Origin of the sequence: Polaribacter sp. Hel_I_88 (assembly GCF_000687935.1) — a bacterium.
Taxonomy (GTDB): domain Bacteria; phylum Bacteroidota; class Bacteroidia; order Flavobacteriales; family Flavobacteriaceae; genus Polaribacter.
Genome location: NZ_JHZZ01000001.1, coordinates 1,051,250 through 1,077,057 on the forward strand (window position 1 = coordinate 1,051,250; position 25,808 = coordinate 1,077,057).

At 29.0% G+C, this 25,808-nt stretch carries 20 protein-coding genes; 15 read left to right on the forward strand and 5 right to left on the reverse strand.

Going from position 1 to position 25,808, the window contains the following annotated elements; all coding sequences use genetic code 11:
* Nucleotides 1-81 precede the first annotated feature (81 nt).
* Nucleotides 82-816, forward strand: coding sequence for a DUF4097 family beta strand repeat-containing protein (locus tag P161_RS0104660; protein ID WP_036841247.1), 735 nt, complete (start codon nucleotides 82-84; stop codon nucleotides 814-816).
* Nucleotides 817-960: 144 nt separating this feature from the next.
* Nucleotides 961-2,805, forward strand: a complete 1,845-nt coding sequence (locus tag P161_RS0104665; RefSeq protein WP_026775888.1) for a cystathionine beta-synthase — start codon at nucleotides 961-963, stop codon at nucleotides 2,803-2,805.
* Between the two features lie 56 nt (nucleotides 2,806-2,861).
* On the opposite strand, the gene P161_RS0104670 is transcribed toward P161_RS0104665, so the two are convergent.
* Together P161_RS0104670 and P161_RS0104675 are read right to left on the reverse strand one after the other, a co-directional pair.
* Nucleotides 2,862-3,227 carry a hypothetical protein gene (locus tag P161_RS0104670; RefSeq protein WP_026775889.1) on the reverse strand — a complete coding sequence of 122 codons (366 nt, stop codon included), beginning with the start codon at nucleotides 3,225-3,227 and terminating at the stop codon, nucleotides 2,862-2,864.
* A 2-nt stretch (nucleotides 3,228-3,229) separates the two neighbouring features.
* Complete coding sequence (locus P161_RS0104675) at nucleotides 3,230-4,579, reverse strand: DEAD/DEAH box helicase (RefSeq protein WP_026775890.1); 1,350 nt, start codon at nucleotides 4,577-4,579, stop codon at nucleotides 3,230-3,232.
* Nucleotides 4,580-4,712: 133 nt separating this feature from the next.
* On the opposite strand from P161_RS0104675, the gene P161_RS0104680 reads away from it, so the two are divergent.
* From P161_RS0104680 to arfB, 10 genes are all read left to right on the forward strand, one after another.
* Complete coding sequence (locus tag P161_RS0104680) at nucleotides 4,713-5,477, forward strand: TatD family hydrolase (protein ID WP_026775891.1); 765 nt, start codon at nucleotides 4,713-4,715, stop codon at nucleotides 5,475-5,477.
* Between the two features lie 4 nt (nucleotides 5,478-5,481).
* A complete protein-coding gene (locus P161_RS0104685) occupies nucleotides 5,482-6,576 on the forward strand; it encodes a hypothetical protein (protein WP_026775892.1) in 1,095 nt (364 codons plus the stop codon).
* A gap of 1 nt (nucleotide 6,577) precedes the next feature.
* On the forward strand, nucleotides 6,578-7,069 hold the full coding sequence (locus tag P161_RS0104690) for a methylated-DNA--[protein]-cysteine S-methyltransferase (protein WP_026775893.1): 492 nt from the start codon (nucleotides 6,578-6,580) through the stop codon (nucleotides 7,067-7,069).
* 244 nt (nucleotides 7,070-7,313) lie between these two features.
* Nucleotides 7,314-10,691 (forward strand): hypothetical protein, encoded by a 3,378-nt coding sequence (locus P161_RS0104695; RefSeq protein WP_026775894.1) that lies wholly within the window; start codon nucleotides 7,314-7,316, stop codon nucleotides 10,689-10,691.
* Nucleotides 10,692-10,752: 61 nt separating this feature from the next.
* Nucleotides 10,753-11,142: a hypothetical protein gene (locus P161_RS0104700; RefSeq protein WP_026775895.1), complete on the forward strand. Its 390-nt coding sequence runs from the start codon at nucleotides 10,753-10,755 to the stop codon at nucleotides 11,140-11,142.
* A 67-nt stretch (nucleotides 11,143-11,209) separates the two neighbouring features.
* Nucleotides 11,210-15,529 carry a CusA/CzcA family heavy metal efflux RND transporter gene (locus P161_RS0104705; RefSeq protein WP_026775896.1) on the forward strand — a complete coding sequence of 1,440 codons (4,320 nt, stop codon included), beginning with the start codon at nucleotides 11,210-11,212 and terminating at the stop codon, nucleotides 15,527-15,529.
* A 2-nt stretch (nucleotides 15,530-15,531) separates the two neighbouring features.
* Nucleotides 15,532-16,647, forward strand: coding sequence for an efflux RND transporter periplasmic adaptor subunit (locus P161_RS0104710; RefSeq protein WP_026775897.1), 1,116 nt, complete (start codon nucleotides 15,532-15,534; stop codon nucleotides 16,645-16,647).
* Nucleotides 16,648-16,796: 149 nt separating this feature from the next.
* Nucleotides 16,797-17,363 carry a DUF3575 domain-containing protein gene (locus tag P161_RS0104715; RefSeq protein WP_026775898.1) on the forward strand — a complete coding sequence of 189 codons (567 nt, stop codon included), beginning with the start codon at nucleotides 16,797-16,799 and terminating at the stop codon, nucleotides 17,361-17,363.
* 39 nt (nucleotides 17,364-17,402) lie between these two features.
* Entirely contained in the window at nucleotides 17,403-17,903 is a 501-nt protein-coding gene (locus P161_RS0104720) for a DUF3575 domain-containing protein (protein ID WP_026775899.1), read from the forward strand.
* A gap of 57 nt (nucleotides 17,904-17,960) precedes the next feature.
* On the forward strand, nucleotides 17,961-18,365 hold the full coding sequence (gene arfB / locus P161_RS0104725) for an alternative ribosome rescue aminoacyl-tRNA hydrolase ArfB (protein WP_026775900.1): 405 nt from the start codon (nucleotides 17,961-17,963) through the stop codon (nucleotides 18,363-18,365).
* Between the two features lie 70 nt (nucleotides 18,366-18,435).
* Here the strand turns inward: arfB and P161_RS0104730 are convergent, their stop codons facing one another.
* Nucleotides 18,436-19,692, reverse strand: coding sequence for a BamA/TamA family outer membrane protein (locus P161_RS0104730; RefSeq protein WP_231494700.1), 1,257 nt, complete (start codon nucleotides 19,690-19,692; stop codon nucleotides 18,436-18,438).
* Between the two features lie 437 nt (nucleotides 19,693-20,129).
* Between P161_RS0104730 and P161_RS0104735 the strand changes: the two genes are divergently transcribed.
* Nucleotides 20,130-22,469, forward strand: coding sequence for a TonB-dependent receptor (locus P161_RS0104735; protein ID WP_026775902.1), 2,340 nt, complete (start codon nucleotides 20,130-20,132; stop codon nucleotides 22,467-22,469).
* A gap of 67 nt (nucleotides 22,470-22,536) precedes the next feature.
* On the opposite strand, the gene P161_RS0104740 is transcribed toward P161_RS0104735, so the two are convergent.
* Entirely contained in the window at nucleotides 22,537-22,998 is a 462-nt protein-coding gene (locus tag P161_RS0104740; RefSeq protein ID WP_026775903.1) for a hypothetical protein, read from the reverse strand.
* A 346-nt stretch (nucleotides 22,999-23,344) separates the two neighbouring features.
* On the opposite strand from P161_RS0104740, the gene P161_RS0104745 reads away from it, so the two are divergent.
* Nucleotides 23,345-23,806, forward strand: a complete 462-nt coding sequence (locus tag P161_RS0104745; protein ID WP_302846541.1) for a zeta toxin family protein — start codon at nucleotides 23,345-23,347, stop codon at nucleotides 23,804-23,806.
* Nucleotides 23,799-23,981 (forward strand): hypothetical protein, encoded by a 183-nt coding sequence (locus P161_RS0104750; RefSeq protein ID WP_026775905.1) that lies wholly within the window; start codon nucleotides 23,799-23,801, stop codon nucleotides 23,979-23,981. Before P161_RS0104745 ends, P161_RS0104750 begins: the two co-directional genes overlap by 8 nt.
* Nucleotides 23,982-23,983: 2 nt before the next feature.
* On the opposite strand, the gene P161_RS0104755 is transcribed toward P161_RS0104750, so the two are convergent.
* On the reverse strand, nucleotides 23,984-25,789 hold the full coding sequence (locus P161_RS0104755) for a lysophospholipid acyltransferase family protein (protein WP_026775906.1): 1,806 nt from the start codon (nucleotides 25,787-25,789) through the stop codon (nucleotides 23,984-23,986).
* Nucleotides 25,790-25,808: the final 19 nt, after the last annotated feature.

The window sequence follows — 25,808 nt, forward strand, 5'->3', positions numbered from 1 at the left end:
ATCTCAAAAGAACCTAACACAAAATTTGGTTTTCTAAAGCCAGAATTCAACAATAATTCACACAATTTAAATATTTTAAAAATGAAAAGTTTAATCTTATTCATAGGCTTGTTATTGTCTTTTAACAACCTAAATGCACAGAAAAAAGTTACCGAAAATACATCATCAAAAGGTATTGAAAATGTTTCTGTTCACTTAAAATTCGCCAATAACATCATTATTAAAAATTGGAACAAAGATGAGATTTCTTTAGAAGCCAGTGTAAATTTAGATGATAATGAACATAATGATTATTTTTATTTAAAAACTGATAAAATTGGCAGAACTTATAAAGTAACTTCAGAATATGGAGATTATTTTAAAAAATACAGAAGTTATTATACTACAAATTCTGATGATAAAAATGGGGAAAATATAAATATAAATTACCAAGAAAGTAATAGTCATATTGTAAATTATGTAATTTATGTTCCAGAAAATATGCAGTTGAAAATCAAAAGTATTTCTGGTAATGTTGTAGCTGAAACTTATAATGGAGTTTTAAAGTTAGATTTAATAAGTGGTAATATCACAGTAAAAAAACACTCAAAAGATATGCACTTAAAAACAATTAGTGGAGATATTGACATTTATGTTGCTGACGCAAAACTAGAGGCAAAAACCTTAATTGGAGCCGTTTATTCCGATTTAGAAATCGATTTTAAAAAAAATAGAAAAACAGGTTTTGGTTCTAAAATAGTGACAACAATTGATAAAGGAACAGCTTCTTTAAAATTAGATACCATTAGTGGTGATATTTATTTACGCAAAATTTAAAACACTATTTGAATTAGTCTTTTTAAACAGTCATTCTCTAAATAGAATGGCTGTTTTTAAATTAAATAAGTATTATTTAACTTCTATATAAATCAGAAAAAATCTAGTTATTGTATCTTTGAATCTTATTAAAAATTGAGAATTATGCAAGACAATAAGATGCTGAATTATATAGAAAATGTTTTAAAAAACATGCCAAAAGATTGGCTAAACTTAACAACTCATAGATTAGATATTTATAACGAAGAATTGGCTAAAACTGATTTTTTAAATCAGTTTGAAGAATTATTTAAAGACAATAATTCAGACATTACTGCACTAAAAAATTTACCAACTGCTTACGATTATATTCGTTTAGGACATCCTTTATCTTGTGTTTTAGAATGGGCTATTGCCAATTTAAATAATACAAAAGCTGAAAATGTAATTAGTTTTTCGGCTAAAACGACTCCTATTTTAGCTATTTTGAGAACAAATTTATTAAAAAATAAAAAAGCTCAAATTTTATATACTGATGAAATAACTAGTTTTTTTGATGCAAAAATCATCAGAGAAATTTATGGCTACAATTTTGAAATGAAGAAAATTGATAACGCAAATAGCGTTTCTGAATTTGATGGAACTACTGTTTTTATCTCATCAACAAAAAATATTTTTTCTTTTGATATCCATACAAATATTGATTTCTACATCAATTTAGATACAACTTTAGGAAGTATTTTATGCATCAATGGAAAAGAAAATGAAAATTATATTTCCGATATTCAACATGTAAGAAGAAGAGAAACCATTGCAATGACGCCTTCTAATTCTTTAGTTGCTTTGCAATCTTTGGTTAAAAATGATGCTTTTAAGACTCCAAAAATTGATGTTTTAAACAACAAAAAAATTGTTCTAGAATCGATCAAAGAAATTACAGGAACAAACATAAATCCTTTGGTTGCTTCCAGTGGTTTATCTATTCAGTATGCAATTATGATGGGTTTAATTCATGATGCTCAAGAAAACTATCCAGAAAAAGCAATCAAATTTATTGTGCCACCAAATTGTTATGGAGGTACAAATGATCAAGCAAGACGTGTTGCAGATTGTCTTAAAAATGTGGAAATTGTAGATTTACCTGTGGATGGAAATAACGAAATGGTTCAAAGTATTGAAACTGTTTTAACAAAATTGGCAACTGAAGATGCTGTGCCTTTTATTATTGCAGAAATCCCTACAAACCCAAGAGTTGAAGTGCCAAATTTAATCGATTTAAAAAATGCTTTAAGCAAAAAACGCTTTACAGAAAAAGGAGAAAAAGCGATAGAACCTGTTTTTATTTTAGATCAAACTTTTTGTCCTAATGTTCATTTTTTAGGTGAAGGAGAAATTTTATCAGAGGTTAAAACAATCTCTTACGCAAGTGGTTCTAAGTTTCCAAGTGGAGGAAAATGTACTGCTGGTTATTGTGTTGGGAATGATAAAACCACAAGTTTAATGGAAAAAATTGACATCCATTTACAACTTTGTGACAATGAAGCTACCCATCATCAAATGGAAATATTGGCTGAGCAATTACCATCTATGAACCAAAGAATTGCAGATGCTTATAAAAACACACGCGAATTTGTAAACTTTATTCAAGAAAAATTACCAGAAGCAAAAATTAATTTTGTTTCAGAAAAATTGGCTAATCAGAGTTTTACGCCTTCTGTTTTTTCTTTAGATTTACCAACAAAAGGTAATACTGATGCTGAAAGAGAAACGTATAAAAGAGCGTTGAACTTAAAGTTAATCAACTTAATGATTACCAAAATTCCTAACGAAAGTAAGTTTTGTGTAAGTTATGGTCAATTAAAAGGTTGTTATTGGACAATTCCTGCAACCTCAACACAAGGAACTACAAAAGAAGGTGATAAAGATTATATTGTAAGAACTTCGGTTTCTGGTGATTTGGATTTAGAAAAGCACAAACAAGTTTTCTTAGAGTTTGTAAACAGTATTTAAACTCTTAAAATACTTTGGAATAATTTGTTAAAGGATTTTAAAATCTACTTAACAAATTATTCCAAAATCTTCAAAAAATCTTCAAAAGCCACATAATAAGGTTGATTTTTGAATATAGGATTTTCCACACTTTCTGCATTGGCAATTCCTACGCCTGCAAACCAAACTTTAGCATTTTGTTTTTTTGCATGATTTTTAAAAGTTTCCATCCAAATTGTATCATATTCATTTGGATTTTGAATGTTATTAGAAACTTTTACCAATACAAAAATGGTTGGCTCGCCTTTTTTAAACAAAACAAATTGCGGATGTCTTTTTAACTGGCTATTTATAGCTTGGAATTCATACCCCATTTTTTCGAGCTTCTCTCCTACTATATTCATCCCTAAATTATGCAATTCTTGTGCTGTTAAAATCTGCATTACTACTTCTTATTTCGTTTGTTATAATTTTTATCTCCTCTTGTTTTAGGCTTCTTATATTTCTTAGCAATTTCTCTTCTATAAGAACCTCCTAAATTTACTTTACTATTTTTTTCACTCTTTTCATGAAAAGCAGCTCCAGGCACATATTCTACTTTGGTTCTGTTTCTAGATTGTTCATGATCTTCTTTTGGGCGCTCATCTTCAGTTAACAACTTTGAAACCTCTACATCTTCTGGTAATTCCAAAACTGGAATTTTATAATCCATTAAAGTTTCAATTTGTGCTTTAGAATCTTGCTCTTTTTCTGTAGATAATAAAATTGTTTTTCCAACTTTTTCTGCACGACCAGTTCTACCAATTCTATGCATATAATTTTCAGGAAAATCTGGCGTATCAAAATTAATAACATGACTTACATTATCAAAATCTAAACCTCGAGCCATGACATCTGTTGCTAATAAAATTCTGTTTTTACCTTCATCAAACTGTTTTATAGATCGTATTCTGTAATTCTGAGTTTTGTTAGAGTGTATTACACACATTTCATCGTTAAAAACTTCTTCTAATTGCTTAAATAAATAATCTGCAGTCCTTTTAAAACCAACAAAGATCAATACTTTATTATACGTTTCTTTATCACTTAAAAGATGATGCAACAAGTTTACTTTCGTAAAAAAGTTAGGAATATTATAAGAAACTTGCTCAATATTATCTAATGGAGTTCCACTAACAGCCACAGAAATTTTCTCTGGATTTTTAAAAAAATCATCAATTAAAAAAGCTACATCTTCAGTCATAGTTGCAGAAAACAAAACATTTTGTCTTCTTTCTGGTAAAATATCAAAAATGTTCATCAACTGAAAACGAAAACCTAAATCTAGCATCACATCTACTTCATCAATCACCAATTTTTGAATTGATTTTAACTTCAAAGCATTGCTTAAACCTAAATCGTATAAACGTCCAGGAGTTGCTACTATAATATCTTGCCCTTGTAAAATTGCTTGTTTTTGAGTGTTGATATTAGCTCCTCCATAAACTCCCAAAACACGAACATTTATGTATTTTGATAGTTTTTCTATCTCATCTACAACCTGTAAAACTAATTCACGAGTTGGTACTAAAACCAAAACTCTTGGATGTTTTTGTTTAGAAAACTTTAAATCGCGTAAAATTGGCAACATATACGCAAAAGTTTTTCCTGTTCCTGTTTGCGCAATTCCTACAACATCTTTACCAGATCTAACCACAGAAAAAGCTTGCTCTTGAATAGGTGTTGGGTTTTCGAATCCCAAATCGTCAATAGCATATTGCAGTTGATTTGATAAATCTAAATCTTTAAAAGTCATTCTCTAAATTTTATGCAAAGATACGTAAAGTTTCAAGTTCAAGGTTTAAAGTTCGCAGTTCAAAGTTTAGCGTTCAGAAACCTAATTTTATAAAGTATTTAGTAGTTTTGCAAGCAGAAAATAATCCTATTTAATGATTACAGATACTCACACTCATTTATATTCAGAACAATTTGATAATGATAGAAAAACGATGATTCAACGTGCAAAAGAAGCTGGTGTTTCTCGCTTTTTTATTCCTGCAATCGATTCTAGTTACACAGAAAGCATGCTTTCTTTAGAAAAAGAAAACCCTAATGATGTTTTTTTGATGATGGGTTTGCATCCAACATCCGTTAAAGAAAATTACAAAGAAGAATTGGCGCACGTAAAAGAATGGATAGACAAAAGAGATTTCTTTGCCATTGGCGAAATTGGTATCGACTTATATTGGGATAAAAGTTTTCTGCGGCAACAACAAGAATCTTTTAGAACACAAATTCAATGGGCAAAAGAAAAAAGGTTACCTATCGTTATTCATTGTAGAGATGCATTTGATGAGATTTTCGAAGTTTTAGAAACCGAAAAAAGCGACGATTTAAGAGGGATTTTCCATTGTTTTACTGGTACTTTAGCACAAGCAAAACAAGCTATTTCTTATAATATGAAATTAGGAATTGGTGGAGTTGCCACTTTTAAAAATGGTAAAATCGATCAGTTTTTGAATGAAATTGATATTAAAAACATTGTTTTAGAAACAGATGCACCTTATTTAGCGCCAACACCTTTTAGAGGAAAAAGAAACGAATCTTCTTACATTACCAAAGTAATTGATAAATTGGTAGATATTTACGAGCTGTCTTTTGATGAAATTGCCGATATTACTACTCAAAATTCTAAAGACGTTTTTAATATTTAATCTGATGAAAAAACATTTTTTATTGATAATTTTATTCGCCTGTTCTTTTTCAATAAATTCTCAAGAATATAGAAAATTTTGGGAAGATGGCAAATTAACTTGGGAGGATTTCCAAGGGAAGCCCAATCAAAATAACCCAACATATCTTGCGTATGTTTTAATGTATCAAACAGATAAAAAAGTAATTAATGATATTACTTACTTTGGAGTTTTTTCTGATGCCTATATTGATAAATCTTTATCTTATGTTCATAATAATTTGAAAGATGAACATCATTTAAATTATAATCAAGTAATTTTTAATATTGTTGAAATACACAAAAGAAAATTGCAAAAAAGAATTTATACTATAGATAATATTTTTAATATAAATTCCCTTTTTAGCGATACTAAAAATCAGTTAGAAGGTGAAATTCTTAATTTTCAAGAAGAAGGGAGTTATGGAATTCAGAAAGATGTAACAGAAAAATGGCTTTTAAAAACAACACAACTATTAGCAAGCACCAATATTTTTGAAATACCAGATTACAGAAAAAGTAATTGGACTTATGGTTTATATGGTGGTGTAGATTTTGGTGTTTATGGTAATGAATACAGTGAAATTTTCAACAATACAATTGCACTTTCTTTAGGTTTTGAATTCTCTTATAAAAAAGTCTTTATGGGATTAAATATGAACATTACCAACAGCAAATTAAATAAAGACTTAGTTGATGATACTTTAATAATTCCTAAAGGAGAAAAAAGTACAATAAGTGTATTGAATGGCTATTTTGGGTATCCTGTTTATGAATCAAAAAAGTTTAGAATTTTACCTTTTGTAGGTTATGGAGTTCAGCTTTTTGGAGAAGCAGGAGATCAAGATGATAAGCAAGAAATCTCAGCAGGTGCCTCAATATTTGGTTTAAATTTTGATTTTAAAAGTAAAAAAACCGTCAATTTTACACCAACTATTTTTGATTTAAGAGAAGAAGGTAACAGTTATTTTAGAGCTAGAATTTTTGTTAGTAACTCTAATTTCAATCCCAATTTAAAGGGATACAGCATAAATATTGGATTATTTTACGGAATTGAGGGTAGACTTTTATCAATAAAATAATTTGAAAACTCAAACCACATATCAAAAAACACCTATAGGAATCGCAAAAATTGTTGGCGATTTTAACGGAATTCAATCTGTTTCTGTTATAGATGATGGTACAATTTCTGAAAACGATTTAAAAGCATCAGTTCCTGAATGTTTGCAAGAATGTGTTGTACAATTAGATGAATATTTTAAAGGTAAAAGAGCTAGTTTTAATTTGACTGTAAATCCAAAAGGAACTCCATTTCAACTAAAAGTTTGGAAATCTTTATTAAAAATCAAATACGGAAAAACAACCAATTATTTAGCACAAAGCAAATCTTTAGGCGATGTAAAAGCCATAAGAGCTGTAGCAACTGCCAATGGTAAAAACCCACTTTGGATTGTAATTCCTTGTCATAGAGTAATTGGTTCTGATGGTTCTTTAACAGGTTATGCAGGTGGTATTTGGCGAAAACAATGGTTGCTAAATCATGAAAATCCTACAAAACAACAATCGCTGTTCTAAAAATAAAAGCCAGGAATTCACGAATTCTCTTTTTCAAATTCTATAATTTTATTTTACTAATGAAAAACCAACGGTTTTTTAAAATTTGTGAAATTATTTAAGAGTGATAATAAAATATTTAAAAAATTCGTGAATTCGTGGCGAAAAAATCAGTTTTTATAAAACAATATATAAGTTTGCTTTATTTAAAAAACGTTTCAAATATTAAAAAACATATTTTTACGTTCAGTACATATTGTATTATATGTTTAAAAAATATCTTTTTTTCGCATTGATTTTTGTTGGATTTTCTATCCAATCGCAAACAATATCTACAGATTTTAGAAAACGAACTATTGATGTAAAAAAAGATACGATTCAATTAGATTCTGTTGCCATAAATCCACAGAAATTTAAAATTTTAGATCGTTTAGAAAAAACAATTCCTGCTTTAGAGTATCAAATAGATTTTAGCAACGCTGTTTTAATTATAAACTCAAAAAAATATCCAAAAATTTTTATTGAATATTTTAGAATTCCAGATTTTTTAACCAAAGTTTACAGCCCTTTTGATGATAAATTAATTCTACAAAATAATACAAATCAAGGGCAATTATACAGTTTAACCACTAATAAAAAAGCAACCGATTTAAAGCTTTTTGATGGCTTACAAACCAGAGGTTTTATTACTAGAGGAATTACATCTGGTAACAATCAAAATGCAGTTACAAATTCGGCTTTAGATTTAGAAATTTCTGGTAAACTATCTCAAAACGTAACCTTAAGAGCCAATATTTTCGATACCAATATTCCCATTCAAGATAATGGAGTTTCGCAAAATTTAACAGATTTTGATCGAATTTTTATTGAAATGTTTACCGATAATTGGCGCGTAAAAGCAGGAGATTTATCACTTAAAAATACAGAAACGTTCTTTTTACCTTTTCAAAAACAAGTTTCTGGTTTAGAGGTTGAAGCAGATATAAACAACGATTTAAAAGTTGCTGCATCTGGAGCAATTGTAAGAGGTAAATTCAATAATTTTAAATTTGTGGGTGTAGAAGGCAATCAAGGTCCTTACAAACTTTTTGGCGCAAATAACGAAGCTGTAATTTTAATTATTGAAGGTAGTGAAAATGTCTATGTAAATGGTATTAAAATTAAAGCTGGCGAAAACGAAGATTATACTGTGGATTATAATTTGGGCGAAATAAGATTCAACACCACATTTCCTATTACAAACGATATGAGAATTACTGTGGAATTCCAATATGCAGAAAGAAATTACACACGTTTTGTTACGTATAATAAAACCGAATATGAAAACGATAAATTTAACATTGCAGGTTATTTTTACTCAGAAAATGATGCTAAAAATCAACCTTTACAACAAAGTTTATCAACAGAACAGCAACAAATCTTGGCAAATGCTGGCAACAATGTAGATGCTATGGTTTCTGAAAGTGCTTTTTTAGATGCGTTTAATGAAAACAAAATTTTATACAAAAAAGTAATAACTGGCAATGAAGAAGTTTTTGAATATTCCACCAATCCAGATGATGAATTATTTACAGTAACCTTTACAAATGTTGGCGCAAATAATGGTGACTATAGCATTAAAGAAACCATTGCAATTGGAACTATTTTTGAATTTGTTGGCGAAAATTTAGGAGAATACAACCCAATTGTACGTTTAATTGCACCCACAAAATCGCAATTTTTTGTGGTAAAATCTGGTTACAATCCTTCAGAAAAAACGAATATGAATACAGAAGTTGCCATTAGTAATATCGATACTAATTTATTTTCGGAAATTGATAATGAAGATAATAAAGCACTTGCTATAAAAGTTGGTTTAGAACAGGTTTTAATTGATAAAAAGTGGAAACTCTCAACAAACATTAACCACGAATATGCACACAAAAATTTTAGAAGTTTGCAACGTTGGGAATCTGTAGAATTTAATAGAGATTGGAATATTTTAACTAACAATGCCACCAAAAATTACTTTCAAACAGGCTTGAACTTAACCAATAAAAAAGGCGATTTTGTAACCTATCAATTTAATAATTTAACCTACGATAATAGTTTTAAAGGTATAAAACACGAACTAAAATCGAGAATAAACGCTCATAAAACTTCCTTTTTTTTAGATGGAAGTTTCCTTTCAAATTCGTCTAATTTAGAAAATAATTCTTTTTTTAGAGCCATAGCAAAAGCCGAACATTCCTTAAAAAAATCTTGGTTTGGTGCACGTATAAATTTTGAAACCAATTTAAGAGAAAATGTAAATACCAATGAATTTATCAATACAAGTCATCGATTTAAAGATTATGAAGCATATGTTGGTATTGGAGATTCTACAGAAATTTTTGCGAAAATTGGTTTTAATTACAGAAATAACGATAGTATAAAACAAAACCATTTTACGGAAATTAACAACCGAAAAACGTTTTATATCAATAGTAAACTCATTAAAAATAAAAACACGAATTTAAGTGTGTTTGCAAATTACAGAATCACAAAAAATAATTTTACAACCGATGAAAAAGCATTGAACTCAAGAGTGGTTTTTAATCAGAAATTGTTTGATAATTTTATCAATTTAGGAACCGTCTACGAAACATCATCAGGAAATGTTGCCAGACAAGATTTTGTATATGTACAAACAGAACCTGGTTTGGGTTTTTATACGTGGATTGATTATAATAACGATGGTGTAAAAGATTTTAACGAGTTTGAAATTGCACTTTTTCAAGATCAAGCAAATTATTTACGATTGCCAAGACCAAACTTGCGTTTTATTGCCACTCAACGTGCAAAATGGAGTCAATCCATAACTATAAATCCTAGAAAATTTAGCAAAGAAAAAGGGTTTAAAAAATTCATTTCTCACTTTTATAATCAAAGTTTTTTATCCGTAGAAAATGAGCAAGAAAGAACTGCGAATTCGTTTCAATTAAATCCTTTTGATTTTAATGAAAACTCTTTAATTGCTTTGAATTTAAACATCAGAAACAGCTTGTATTACAATAAAGATTTGCAAAAAAATAGTGTAACTTTCACGTATGGAAACTCACAATTAAAACAACAATATTTTATTGGTAATCAAGAAAATAACATCGAATTACATCAACTGGAATATGCGCATAAATTTGCTGATTTTTGGTTGATAGATGTATTAGCAAAAACCGCTACAAACAGTTTAGAAACAGAAAATTTTATCAATCGAAATTTTGAAATTGATGCCAATGAAATCAATCCAAAAATAAGTTTTTTATACAATGAAAATAATCGCTTTTCGGCTTTTTATCACTTTAAAAAGAAAGAAAACCAATTGGAAGATTTTGAGGTTTTGAATCAACAAAAATTTGGTGTTGAATATTTTTACATCAGCAAAGCTAAAAACCAAATTTCTGCAAATGTAAATGTGTTTTTAAATGATTTTACTGGCGATACAAACACACCAGTTGCCTACCAAATGTTAGAAGGTTTACAAGCAGGACAAAATTACACATGGAATTTGCTTTTTAACCGAAAAATAAACTCCTTTTTAAACTTAAATTTGAGTTATTTAGGTAGAAAAAGCGAAAACTCAAGAGCAATTCATACAGGAAGTGTACAGTTGAGAGCTAGTTTTTAATGGTTATAAATTAACTTTCGAACCTAAATTAATCAAAAAAAAGTACTTACTTTGTAAGAGAATGATGAAAATTATTGCAATTTTAATATCTAACCTGATTCTTATTCAGAGCTTAAACATTAATTTAGAGTCTTTTGCTAAATTAAAGGTGTTGTTAGAGCATGCGCAATTTCATCAAGAAAAATATGGAGATAATTTATTTGAATTTCTCTATGAACATTATGGAGATGAAGATTTGTTAACCGCAAATAATCATGATGAACATGAAGATTTACCTTTTAAAGAAAGCTCACAAAATTTTAATCATTTAATTTCTGTTTTTGATTTTAAAATAGATGTTTTTGAACTCAAAAAAAATATTATTTTAAACTTAAAACCAACTTTTTTCTACAAAGATTCCTATTCCTTTTTTGAAAAACCAACTGTTTTTCAACCACCAAAATATTCATAGTTTTTTTTAGATAGTTATTCTTGTTGCATCAACAAGGACTTTATTATGTATAAAATATTTATGAATTATGTTAGAAAACATTATAAAATTCAGCTTAAAAAATAAGCTGCTTATTTTTCTATTTACAGCATTTTTAAGTGGTTTTGGTGTATACTCAATTACCCATATTTCTGTTGGTGCTGTGCCAGATATTACCAACAATCAAGTACAAGTAATTACGACTTCTCGTAATTTATCTACACAAGATGTGGAACAATTTATAACGTATCCTGTTGAACTTGAAATGGCGAATTTACCAGGAGTTACAGAAATCAGATCAGTTTCCAAGTTCGGTTTATCTGTAGTTACTATTGTTTTTGAGGATGATTTAGGCACCTATTTACCAAGACAATTAATTGCCGAGAAAATTAAATCTGCTTCAGAAAAAATTCCAGAAGGTTTTGGCACTCCAGAAATGGGGCCAATCACAACAGGTTTAGGCGAAATTTATCAATATATTTTAGACGTAAAACCTAGTTTTAAAGATCAATATTCGGTTACTAAATTAAGAACCATTCAAGATTGGATTGTAAAAAGACAGCTTTCAGGCATTCCTGGAGTGGTTGAAGTAAATACTTGGGGAGGTTTTTTAAAGCAATATGAAGTTGCCATAAATCCAAGCAAATTAAATGCAATGAATATTTCTGTCTCCAAAATTTATGAGGCGTTAGAAAAAAATAATAGCATTGCAGGAGGTGGTTATATTGAGAAAACAAACCAAGCTTTTTTTATTAGAGGAGAAGGTTTGATAAAAAGTTTAGAAGATATTGGCAACATCATCGTCCAAAATAATGGCACACCAATTTATATAAAAGATATTGCAAAAGTTGGTTTTGGCAGTGCAACTCGTTTTGGAGCCATTACAGGAAATGGTGAAGGCGAAAAAGTACTTGGCCAGATTATGATGCTGAAAGATGGCGATTCCAAAACCATTATAAATGCTGTAAAAGAAAGAGTTGCTTCCATTCAAAAAACGTTGCCTGAAGGTGTTTTTATCAACGGATTTTTAGAAAGAAGCGAATTAATTGACAAAACAACTTACACAATTTCAGAAAACTTACTTATAGGATCACTTATTGTAATTTTTATTGTGGTTTTATTATTGGGTAATATTCGCTCTGGATTAGTAGTTGCTTCTGTAATTCCTTTAAGTTTATTATTTGCCATTTCTTTGATGAGCATTTTTAATATTGATGCCAATTTAATGAGTTTGGGAGCCATCGATTTTGGGATTATAATTGATGGAGCTGTTATTATTGTAGAATATATTACGTTTACCATTATTGCCAAAAGTGATGATTTACAGCTTTTAGAAAAATCTACAAAACAAGAACAAATTGATTCAATTACACTAAAAAGTGCATCAAAAATGATGAATTCTGCCATTTTTGGGCAATTAATTATCTTACTAATATTTATTCCGATTTTAACTTTAGAAGGTGTTGAAGGCAAAATGTTTAAACCAATGGCGCTTACCTTTAGCTTTGCTTTAATTGGTGCAATGTTACTTTGTTTAACCTATGTTCCTGTAGTTTCTTCGTTATTTTTAAAGCCAAAAAAACCGAGTAAAAACAATATTTCAATAAAAATAATGAATTTTTTGAATCGTTTTTATGCGCCAATTATCAACTGGTCTTTGCATCATAAAAAAATAGTTGTTGGTTTTGCAAGTTTGCTTTTAATTTCAAGTATTTGGATGTTTAGCAAAATGGGTGGTGAATTTGTGCCAACTTTAGATGAAGGAGATTTTGTAATTCAGCCAGTTTTAAAAACGGGAACATCCCTTGGAAAAACCATCAAAATTACTACTAAAATTGAACAGATTTTATTAGATAATTTTCCAGAAGTAGACCAAGTTGTTACTAGAATTGGTGCAGCAGAGGTTCCTACAGACCCAATGTCTATGGAAGAAAGTGATGTAATTATAAAATTGAAACCTAAAGATACGTGGACATCAGCAGAAAGCAAAGATGAATTAGCTGACAAATTTAAAGAAGCATTGGCTATAATTCCAGAAATGGAAGTGGAATTTACACAACCCATAGAAATGCGTTTTAACGAGTTAATTACTGGAGTTAGAGCAGATATTGCCATTAAAATATTTGGAGAAGATTTAGCTGTTTTAGCAGAAAAAGGAGACCAATTAAAAAATTTAATTCAGAATGTAGAAGGTGCTTCAGACATTGTTGTGGAAAAAGTAGAAGGTTTGCCACAGATGAGCATCAACTATAACAGAAATAAAATTGCACGTTATAATTTAAATATTGCCGATGTAAATGAACTGATTTCTATGGGGTTTGCTGGTAAAATTATCGGGAATGTTTTTGAAGGCGAAAAACGTTTTGATTTGGCAATTCGTTTAGATGAAAGTAGCAGAAAAGACATTGCTAGTTTGCAAAATCTATTTGTAGACACACCAAATGGAACTAAAATTCCTTTAAGTGAATTGGCTGAAATTAGCTACACAACTGGACCTGCACAAATTTCTAGAGATGATACAAAACGTAGAATTGTAGTCGGAATTAATGTAAGAAACAGAGATTTACAATCGGTTGTGAATGAAATTCAAACTATTGTTGATGTAAATTTAAAACTTCCAGTAGGTTATACTATAACGTATGGAGGTCAGTTTGAAAATTTACAAAGTGCAAAATCACGTTTATTAATTGTAGTTCCAATTGCATTAGCATTGATATTTTTATTGCTCTATTTTGCGTTTGGTTCTGTAAAAGAAGCGTTGTTGGTGTATGTTGTAATTCCACTTTCTGCAGTTGGTGGCGTTTATTTATTGTGGCTTAGAGATTTGCCTTTTAGCATTTCTGCTGGTGTTGGTTTTATTGCCCTTTTTGGGATTGCAGTTTTAAACGGAATCGTTTTAATTGAGCATTTTAAAGAACTCAAAAAAGAAGGTTTTAACAACATTGAAGAGCTTATAAAGAAAGGAACAAAAGAGCGTTTGCGTCCTGTAATTTTAACAGCAACTGCTGCTGCTTTAGGTTTTTTACCCATGGCAATTTCTACAAATGCTGGTGCAGAAGTCCAGCGTCCTTTAGCAACAGTTGTTATTGGTGGTTTAATTACTGCAACCTTATTAACCTTAATTGTTTTACCAGTTTTATATGCTTGGTTTGAAGAAAAAAAGAATCTTAAAATGAATAAAAAAGCTCTTTTAACAATTGTTGGTTTCTTGTTTGTGTTACAAAGTAATGCACAAACAAAACTAAATTTGGAACAAACTTTGGGATTGGCAATTAAAAATAATACCGATTTAAAAGCGGCTAATTTAAAGATTGATAAAAGCAATGCACTTGTTAAAAATGCTTTTACGTTTGATAAAACGAATATTTATTATAGTTATGATGAAAATAATTTAGCCTTAAACAACCAACCTTTGCGTGTTTTTGGAATTGCACAAGATTTTAAATTTCCGACAGTTTATTTTGCTGATAAAAATGTATATCAAACAAAAGTAACTTTAGAAGAAAGTACATACAATATTAAATATCAACAACTAAAAAAAGAAGTTTCAAGTAACTATTATCAATTAGTGTATGCTAAAAACAAGGCCAAAACCTATGGTTTTTTAGATGGTTTGTACCAAGATTTTTCTAAAAAAGCAGTGCGTAGATTTGAGCTGGGTGAAACTAATTATTTAGAAATGATTACAGCAAAATCGAAACAAAAACAATTAGAAACACTCTATAAACAAGCTTTGCAAGAAGTTATTTTATCCGAAGAAAAACTAAAGGCTGTTGTACAAGTAGAAAGTCTGGAGATTGTTGATGAAAATGTATCCGTTTTAGAAATTCAAACCATTGCAACAAATAATAATGATGGTTTGCAATATTTTGAAAACGCCAAAAATTACGAAGAAGCACTTTATAAATTAGAGAAACAAAGTTTGTTGCCAGATATTAGTCTGGAATATTTTCAAGGCACGAACGATTTGTTAAACAACAACTTAACTGGTTTTCAAATTGGTTTAAAAATTCCGTTATTATTTTCTGGAAATTCATCAAAAATAAAAGCCTCAAAAATTTCTAAAAGTATTGCAGAAGCTGAGGAACAAAACTATAAATTGGTTTTAGAAGCGAAATATAAATCGCTTTTGGCAACTTTAAATCAATATAAAGAAAGCATCAATTACTATAATAATGAAGGTGAAAACCTAAAAAATGAAATTATAAAAACTGCCAATAGAACGTTTAAAGAAGGCGAAATCGACTTTTTTCAATATCTACAAAGTATTGAAACTGCTAAAGAAATAGAACTTTCTTATTTGGAAGATTTAAACACCTATAACCAAACAATTATCAACATTAACTACTTAACTTTAAATCCTTTTTAAAGATGAAAAATATAGCACTACTTTTAATATCAGTTTTATTTTTTGCTTGCGGAAATCAAGAAAAAAAGATAGAAACTGTTTCAGAAACAACAGAAAACAGTAATTTAATTACCATTAGCAAACAACAATTTGAAAGCGAAAAAATGGCTTTTGGTGAGCTCGTAGAACATCAATTTTATAATACTATAAAAACAACAGGCATAATTGATGTTCCACCAGAAAACAGAGCAAGTGTAAGTACTTTTATGGGGGGTTATGTAACTAAAATTCCACTTTTAATTGGCGATAAAGTAAAAAAAGGACAAATAGTTGCAACTTTACAAAACCCAGAATTTGTAGAAATTCAGCAAGATTATTTAGAGATTTCAGCACAATTGAGCTATTTAAAAAATGAATTTGAAAGACAGAAAACACTATATAATGAACAAATAACTTCCGAAAAAAATTACTTAAAAGCCGAAAGTAGTTACAAAAGTAATTTAGCAACATATAATGGTTTGCGTAAAAAATTACAAATGATGCATCTAAATCCAAATACAATTGAAAAGGGTGAAATTTCATCAACTATAAACTTATATGCACCCATAAACGGATTTGTAACCAAAGTAAATGTGAGCAATGGTTCTTACATTTCTTCCGCAAATGAAGTACTAGAAATTATAAATACGGAGCATATTCATTTGGAATTAAATGTTTTTGAAAAAGATATTTTAAAGATTAAAAAAGAGCAAAAAATAGAATTCAAAATTCCAGAAGCATCTACAAAAAGCTTTGAAGCTGAAGTTTATTTAGTGGGTACTTTTGTAAATAATGACAGAACTATAAAAGTGCATGGACACATAAATCATAAAGAGCAAACAAATTTTATAACAGGAATGTTTATTGATGCATCAATAATTTATAGCGAAAATAAAGAAATTTCATTACCAAAAAGTGCTGTTTTAAAAAATGAAAATAATGCGTTTGTATTTGTTTTAAATGATGAAAATAAAGATGCTTATGTTTTTGAAAAGATAAAAATTACAACTCAATTAGAAGATGAAAATTTTGTTCAAATTGAAAATCATCAATCTTTACAGAATAAAAAAATACTTACAGAAGGACTTTCTATGTTTTAAATCATTTATTTAGATAGATAATTAACGCAACCTTTTCTATTTTTTATCATCTATAAAATGTACTATTGTAATCTTATAAAAAAGAAAACCTAAAAATATTGGTACGTTCTTTGATAAGTTAATTAACTTAAAATTAAAAAAAATCAACCATGAAAAAAATTACATTACTTATTTTATTATTTGCTTCAACATTTGCAATTGCTCAAGAAAAAGAAGAAGAAAAGGATCCACAGGATATCAATAAAAATCACGAGATTAAGATTAATGCGTTTAACTTAATTGCATTTTCTTCTATAGATCTGTCTTATGAAAGGTTACTAAATTCAGAATCTTCAGCTGGTGTTGCTGTATTTTACAATTTTTCAGAATATGGAAATGATGATGTTGGTTTTCCTAAAAAATTCTCTATAACTCCATATTATAGATGGTTTTTTTCTGAAAATTCTTATGCTAGAGGTTTTTTTATTGAAGGTTTTGGTATGTTGAATACGTATCAAGATATTGAATACTTTTTTAATGATACCGAAAATATAAAAACTGAAACTTCCTTTGCTTTGGGTATTTCTGCTGGTGGAAAATTTGCTACTAAATCAGGATTTACAACAGAAGTGTATTTAGGAATTGGAAGAAACCTTACCAATAGTAATAATGATGAAGACTTTTTTCAAAATGAAATTATTGGAAGATTTGGTATTTCTTTAGGTTATAGATTTTAAGTTGCTAACTTAAAAAGTTATATTTTTGAATAAAAAATCATGAAAAAACTACTGTTACTTTCCGCGCTTTTTATAAGCTCTTTTACTTTTTCTCAAAAAGAAATAAAGTTAGATATTGCTGATGCACTTGTGATTAGAAGTTTAGAGTTTTCTTACGAACAATATATAAATACCGAATCTTCTTTTGGTGTTTCTGCACTTTTTAATTTAGCAAAACAAGACGTAGATTTTAGATATAATGAGAATGTAATGATTACTCCTTATTATCGTCATTATTTTACAACAGATTATACTTGGAACTTTTTTGGAGAAGGTTTTTTGGGAATAAATTCTGGAAAAGATTTAAATGTAGACACCTCTTTAACTACTACTTACACAAATTACACAGATGCTGCTTTAGGTGTTGCTGCTGGTTTAAAATATGTTGCAAATGGTGGTTTAACTATTGATGCGTATGCAGGAATTGGAAGAAATTTATTTGGTTCTAATTCACCTACTTTAGTACCAAGAATTGGCGTAAATGTTGGCTGGAGATTGTAATATTCAACTATTTTTTGGAAGTATTCACATAAAATACTATCAAAAAAAATAACAAAAATGGACGTAGAAAACATCATAAAAGAATTAAACTTTAAAGCCATTAGGAGTTCTGGTGCTGGAGGACAACATGTAAATAAAACCTCGTCTAAAATAGAATTAACGTTCGATTTAGAAAACTCAAATTCTTTATCTGATGATGAAAAAACACTGCTAAAAACCAAACTTTCATCAAAATTAACCAATGAAAATGTGTTGATTTTGTTTTGTGAAGAAACACGCTCTCAACATAGAAACAAAGATTTGGCAATTAAACGTTTTTTAGGGTTGATAAAAACAAACTTAATTAGACCAAAAAAAAGAAAGAAAACAAAACCAAGCAAAGGTGTTATAAAAAAACGCCTTGAAACCAAACAAAGAACTTCGGTTAAAAAAGCGTTACGTAAAAGACCAAAATTAGACTAAAAAAAAGTCGAGTAATTTAACTTAAAAGTTATAGTTACTCGACTTTATATTTTTAGTATTTATAAAACTTCTAAAAAGCTTCAGCAATATTTACGTAGAAATTTCCATCAGATTCGTTTCCTGCTCCATAATCAAAACGAATATTTAATTTTTCCTTTTTATCTAGCATAAAACGCAATCCTACTCCATAATTTAATTTTAAATCATTTAAACTTAAATCTGTAGATTTATTAAAAGCATCTCCTGCTCCAACAAAAGCAACAAAACCAAATCTACTATCTTTAAAGGTTTTTCTGTATTCTACTTGCGCTGCTAATAAATTTTCTTCAATATATCTTCCTTCAATATAACCACGCATCATTTGTTCGTTTCCAAAAAGAGCTAATTCAGCTAAAGGCACATCTCCATTTGCAAAATGACCAATGGCTTGAAATGCCAAAACATCATCATTTTTTTGTGAAATTTTCATGTAATGACGTAAATCAAATCGTGTTAAATCAAAATCATGTGTTCCTCCTAAAGAAGTATTGTAAAAACCTTTTGTAAGTTCAAAATACCAACCTTTAGATGCATTTAAAATATTATCTCTACTATCATATAAAAGCGCTAACTCAACTCCAGTAGACGTTGAGCCATCAAAACCTGTTGGCATGTTTACATCTAATAAACCATCTTCTTCAATGGTGGTATCATAAACTGTATTGTATCTAAAACCTCCTCCTAAAAACAAATAACGCGTAAAGGCCTGTTTTAAAAGAATTGGTTCTATTAAAAATTGATAGGTATCGTAAATTTCTTCATTGGTATCTGGTGAGTTTTGTCCTATTCCATAATACAATCTTGGGTAATTTTGAAAAATGATATTACCTGAAATTACCCATTTTTCTTGATTGGTAAAAATCTCAAAACCTGAATAAATAAAAAACTGATTGTTTAACGTGTACAACATAGAAACTGGCATGTTTGATGTTCTTGTTTCATCTCCACTTCCTTTAAATTTAAACAAGTATTTTGCACCAACTCCAAAACCAAAATTTGTTTCTGGGGAATAACTAACAATGGGTGCTGTTATAATTTTAGCTAAATATAAACTTGAATCTTTTGCAACCTTTTTTTTATTCGGATAAAAAGTAAACGTTTCTACAAAATTATCTAAACCACTTCCTTTCTTTTCTTCTTTTTCTTGTGAATTGATTGAAAACACGAACAAGAATATAAAAATTGTAAGTACTAAATTTTGAATTTTATTTTTTGATTGATGGCTTTTCATGTTATGATTTATAATTTCTACAAAGTTATTACGCGATTTTGCTAAAAATGAACTCATATAGATTTTTGCTTAATTGATATGAATAGAAAAAATTGATAAAAAAAATCACTTTTCTATTTCACAGTAAAAAAATCCAACTTAATTTTGCAGCGTTCTCATAAAGGGGTGCTAATTTTTAGTGTTCAGTTTACAGTTTCAGTTCACAGTTGAAAAACTTTGAATTTTTAATTTTAAACTTTGAATTAAAGAAAGGCTGAGATCATACCCAATGAACCTAGAACAGGTAATGCTGTTTAGGGATATTATAACAAGTTGTTGCAAATATTATTAAAGATCAAAGTGCATTTTGATTGCAATAATAGTAGCATATTTGAAACTAGTTTTTGGTACCGAAAATTAGCTAATTTGTGTTTTACTTGTAATAACAACAATTAATTATTCAATAATAATCACAAGAATAATTACCTCTTTTTATTCGTTTTAAATTTTTTAAAATGAAAAAAATATCCATTTTTTTATTCTTGTTTGTAAGTACACTTGCAAACGCCCAATCGTTTAAACTTTCAGGAAAAGTTATCGATACAAACAAAGAACCTTTACCAGGAGCATCTATTTTGGTTAAAGAAATTAACAAAGGAACATCAGCAGATTTTGATGGTAATTTTAATTTTACTCTACAAAAAGGAACCTACACCTTAGAAGTTTCATTTATAGGTTACAAAACAATTTCAGAGAAAATTACGCTTTCTAAAGATTTAGAATATGTAGTTGAGTTAAATGCTGATGAAACTGTTTTAGACGAAGTTTTAGTGGCTGCAGTTCGTGCAAATGCAGACATTCCTGTAACGTTCTCTAACTTATCAAAAAAAGAAATTGCCAAACGTAATTTAGGACAAGACATTCCTATTTTGTTAAACTACTTACCTTCTGTAGTTTCTTCCACTGATGGAGGTGCAGGAATTGGGTATACCTACATGAGCGTTCGTGGTTCTAACAACGAAAGAATTAACGTAACTGTAAACGGAATTCCTTATAATGATGCAGAAAGTCATGGTACTTTTTGGGTGAATTTAGGAGATTTTGCTTCCTCCACAGAAAATTTACAATTACAAAGAGGAGTTGGTACATCTACCAATGGTTCTGGAGCTTTTGGTGCTAGTTTAAACATTTTAACAGATGCAGTTTCAGAAGAAGCTTTTGGAGAAATTTCCAATTCTTTTGGCTCTTTCAACACCAGAAAACATACCGTAAAATTTAGTACTGGAAAACTGAATAATAACATAGAAATTGCAGGGCGTTTGTCTAATATTTCTACTGATGGTTATGTAGATAGAGCTTCTGCAGACTTAAAATCGTACTTTTTACAAGGAAGTTACTCTGATGAAAATACGTTGATAAAAGCAATTACTTTTGGCGGAAAAGAATTAACATATCAAGCTTGGTTTGGTTTAACTGCTGATGAATTAGCCGAAGATAGAAGACAAAATCCTTATACGTATGATAATGAAGTTGATGATTACAGCCAGAACCATTATCAATTACATTGGAATGAAAAATTGAACAATAATTGGTCTACAAACTTAGCTTTAAACTATACAAAAGGAGCAGGATTTTTTGAGCAGTTTAAAGAAGATGAAACTGCTGCAGACTTTAATAATATAATTGTTGATGGAAGTGATGTTATTGTAAGACGTTGGTTAGATAATGATTTTTATGTGTTTAATTTCAACACAAATTATAAAACTGATAAAATCAATTTTATAACGGGTATTTCTTATTCTCATTACACAGGAGATCATTTTGGAGAGGTTATTTGGGGAGAAAACTTAGCGCCAAACGTAAACATAAGAGATCGTTATTACTTTTCTGACGCTAAAAAAACAGACTTTTCTATGTTTGCAAAAGCAACCTTTAGCATCAATGAAAAATTATCTGCCTATGCAGATTTACAAGGACGTTTTGTGGGATACCAAACTGAAGGAATTACCAATGATATTGTTCCTATTGATGTAGATAGAAATTTCAATTTCTTTAACCCCAAATTTGGTTTTACGTATAATATCAACCAAAATAATAATTTATACACCTCTTTTGCAGTTGCTAATAGAGAACCAAACAGAAACGATTTTGAAAACGGAGTTTCTACACCAGAATCTTTGAACGATTTTGAATTTGGATGGCGTTTAAACAATGGAAACATAAAACTAAACACCAATATTTATTATATGGATTATAAAGATCAGTTGGTTTTAACTGGTGCTTTAGATGATGTTGGGCAACCAATTAGAGCAACTTCTGGAAGTAGTTACAGATTAGGTTTAGAAATTGATGCAGATATAAGACTATCTGATAAATTCTCCATAAAACCAAATGCTGCTTTTAGCAACAATAAAAACAGAGGTTTTATAACAGAAATTGAAGGAAGTTTGCAAAATTTGGGGAATACAGATTTATCTTTTTCACCTGATGTAATTATTGGAAACATGTTTATTTATAATCCTTTAGATAATTTACAGTTTACCTTTTTATCAAAATATGTTGGCGAACAATTTATGAGCAATTTAAGCAGCGCTGTTTCCGAAGATGATGTTTTAGATTCGTTTTTTACAAGTGATATCAATATTGTATACCAAATTAAACCAAAGAAAATTTTTAAATCGATAACCTTTACAGCATTGATAAACAATGTTTTTAACGCAGAATATGTAGATAGAGGTTATTATGGAACTTTTAGTTTCCCTGATGGAAATGGAAATACTGTGACTGGAGATTTTGCAGGGTTTTATCCGCAAGCAACCAGAAATTTCTTGTTAGGAGCAACTTTAAACTTCTAAAAAAAGCACAAAAAAAGAGCGATTTAATTTGTTAAATCGCTCTTTTATATATGCTAATTTTGCAATATTATTTAATGTAATCTTCTACGGTTTCATTTAATTCTTCTCGTAAATCATCAAACTTTTCTACCAACTCTTCAATGTTTTGTTTCACATTTTTAAGTGGCGCATTTTTTTCGTTGATTAATTTTGTGTATTCTTCTTGTATGTCTCTAATATCTTCTAAAACTTCTTCTGTTTTTAATGAGGCAGGAACTGTATTTACCAAATTGGTAATTGAACCATTCAAATCTTCTAAACTTTGAATTGTACTATTATACTCTTTACCTTTTAAGTTTAGTAAACTTTTATTGATGGTATTAAATTCACTCCATCCATTTATAGAAATGGCACTTTCATCATTTGAAATATAGAAAACTTCTGTACCATCATTCAACGTTAAATTATATTCTTTTTCTTTTGTGTTGCAAGAAACAATTAAAAGTGATGTGATTGCTATGATCGCTGTAATTTTTTTTATAATTTTCATGAGTTTATCTAATTAATTGAACATCAAAATTACAGCTAATATTAAAAGTAAATTAATGCAATTCAATGGATTATTTGCTCATTCAAAATTTATATAAGTCCTACTATTTAGCATAGAAATAAAATATTATTCTTTAGTTTTCTGCATTTCTGCAGCCTTTCTTTCTAATTCTGCTTGGAAGCCTTCCATGACTAATTCTTAATATAAATTGAAAAAAGTTGTATTTTTGATTGATATGAAAAAACTCTGTGTAATTTCTGGTTGTAATGGTCCAGGAAAAACAACTGCTTCTTAAACAATTTTACCTGAAAATTTAAATTGTGATGAATTTGTAAATGCAGATGAAATTGCAAAAGGTTTATCTCCATTTAACCCTGAATCTACAAGTATTCAAGCTGGTAGATTAATGCTTAACAGAATAAATAGTCTCTTAAATAGTAATAAAAGTTTTGCTTTTGAAACTACTTTATCTACTAGAAGTTTTACCAACTTTATAAAAGAAGCCAAAATCAATGAATATTCAGTAACTTTACTTTTTCTTTGGTTAAACAAAGAAGACTTAGCTGTAAAAAGAGTGCAAGTTCGGGTTAAAGAAGGTGGACACAATATTCCTGAAAACGTTATTAGAAGAAGATATCAAAAAGGATTGTTTAATTTTTTCAATTTATACAAGCCAATTGTAAATAATTGGATGTTTATTAATAATTCTGGTGATTCTTATGAAATTATTGCGCAAGGCACAGAAATTGTAGATGATATATTAAATGAGGCTATTTGGCTTAACTTAAAAGAAAAATACTATGAGTAATAAAGAATTAACAGAGGAAAGAGAAAAAATAGTTAAAGGATTAGAATTGACTTATGAAAGATTGGTGGAGTTTAAAAAACACAAAAAAACTCCTATAATTATTTCTAAAGGCGATGAAATTATTGAGTTAGATCCAGAAAAAGTAAATCCAAAAACTATTTATAAATATCAATAAGATTACTTTTTCTGCATTTCTGCAGCTTTTCTTTCTAATTCTGCTTGAAACTCTTCCATAACAGGTTTTACTGTGCTATCAGGAATATCAGAAACTTTAATGTACATTAAACCATCCACAGCATTGTTAAATTTAGGATCTACATTAAAAGCTACTAAACGTGCATTTTGCTTTACATATTTTTTAATTAAAACAGGAATTCTTAAAGCTCCAGGTTCAATTTCATCGATAATTTTATCGAACTTTTGCATGTCTGCTTTTGTGGCATCAAACACAAAATCTTTATCACCATCTTTTAACTTTACTTTGTATTCTTTCTTCGGATAAATATATTGAGCCACATAAGGATCGTAATAATGAGATTTCATAAACTCAATCATTAACGATTTAGAAAAGTCTGAAAATTGGTTGCTTATAGAAACACCACCCATTAAATATTTGTATTCTGGATAACGTAAAGTAACATGTACAATTCCTTTCCAAAGTAAAAAAAGTGGCATTGGTTTTTGTTGATATTCGCTAATAATGAAAGCTCTACCCATTTCTATGGTATTTTCCATCATTTGATGCAATTCTGGCTCAATCCTGAACAACGTTTGAATATAAAAACCGTTAATTCCGTATTTTTTATAAATTTCTTTTCCAAGGCCCATTCTGTAAGCGCCAGCCAAACAATTTGCCTCTCTGTCCCACAATAATAAATGATGATAATATTTATCGAACTTATCTAAATCAATTTCTTTATTAGTTCCTTCGCCAACTTCTCTAAACGTAATTTCACGCAATCTCCCAATTTCATGCAACAAATTAGGAATGTCTTTAGCACTTGCAAAAAACACTTCGTAATTTTTAGTTTCTAATAATCTTGTTTCTTTTTTTCTTAAAACATCTATTTCTTTTACAAATAAATTCGGATTTCTTTGCGCTGTAATTTTCTTAGCAGGTTTTTTTATTTTTATTTTTTCAGTTGACAATATTTTCGTCTTTTTCTCAAAAGGATTTGCCAACATATAGGTCTTTTTCCTAATAAACTCAGAAAAAGCAGGAAGCTCTGTAAACGCATCTTGGTCTGCCACAGAAATCGGTTTCCCAATTCTCACTTTAATAGTTCTGCCTTCTTGGGATATTACTTCAGATGGTAGTTTTGCAGTTCTTAACGTGTCTGATATTTTTGATAAAAAGTAAAAAAGACGACTATTTTTAGCGTGAAAATAAATCGGAATTACAGGAACTTGTGCCTTTTTAATCAATCTAACAGCACCTTCTTCCCAAGGTTTATCAACTTTTAGTTTGCCATCTTTATAGGTAGATACTTCACCTGCTGGGAAAATTCCCAAAGGTTTTCCTTCTCTTAAATGTAATAAAGCACTTTTAATACCTGCAACACTGCTTTTTGCATCCTTTCTTGTTTCAAAAGGATTTACTGGCATCACATAGGGTTTTAAAGGCTCTATTCTGTGCAATAAAAAGTTGGCAATTATTTTATAATCAGCTCTTTTTTCTATCAATAATTTTAATAATAATACACCATCAATACCTCCTAAAGGATGATTTGAAACGGTTATAAAAGCGCCATTTGTTGGAATCCTTTTTAAATCTTCTTCAGGAATTTCGAATTTAATACTACAATCATCTAAGACACCATTTAAAAAATCTAAATCAGCTTTATGCTTATTTTTCTCGTAGATTTTATTGATAGTGGAAATACGCAACACACGTAATAAAGACCAACCTAAAAAAGTTCCTAAAAAACCAAACTTCTCTAAACCAATTACTTGCGATATTTCTTTTGAAGTTACTAATGCCATGTATTCTAATTAGAACGAT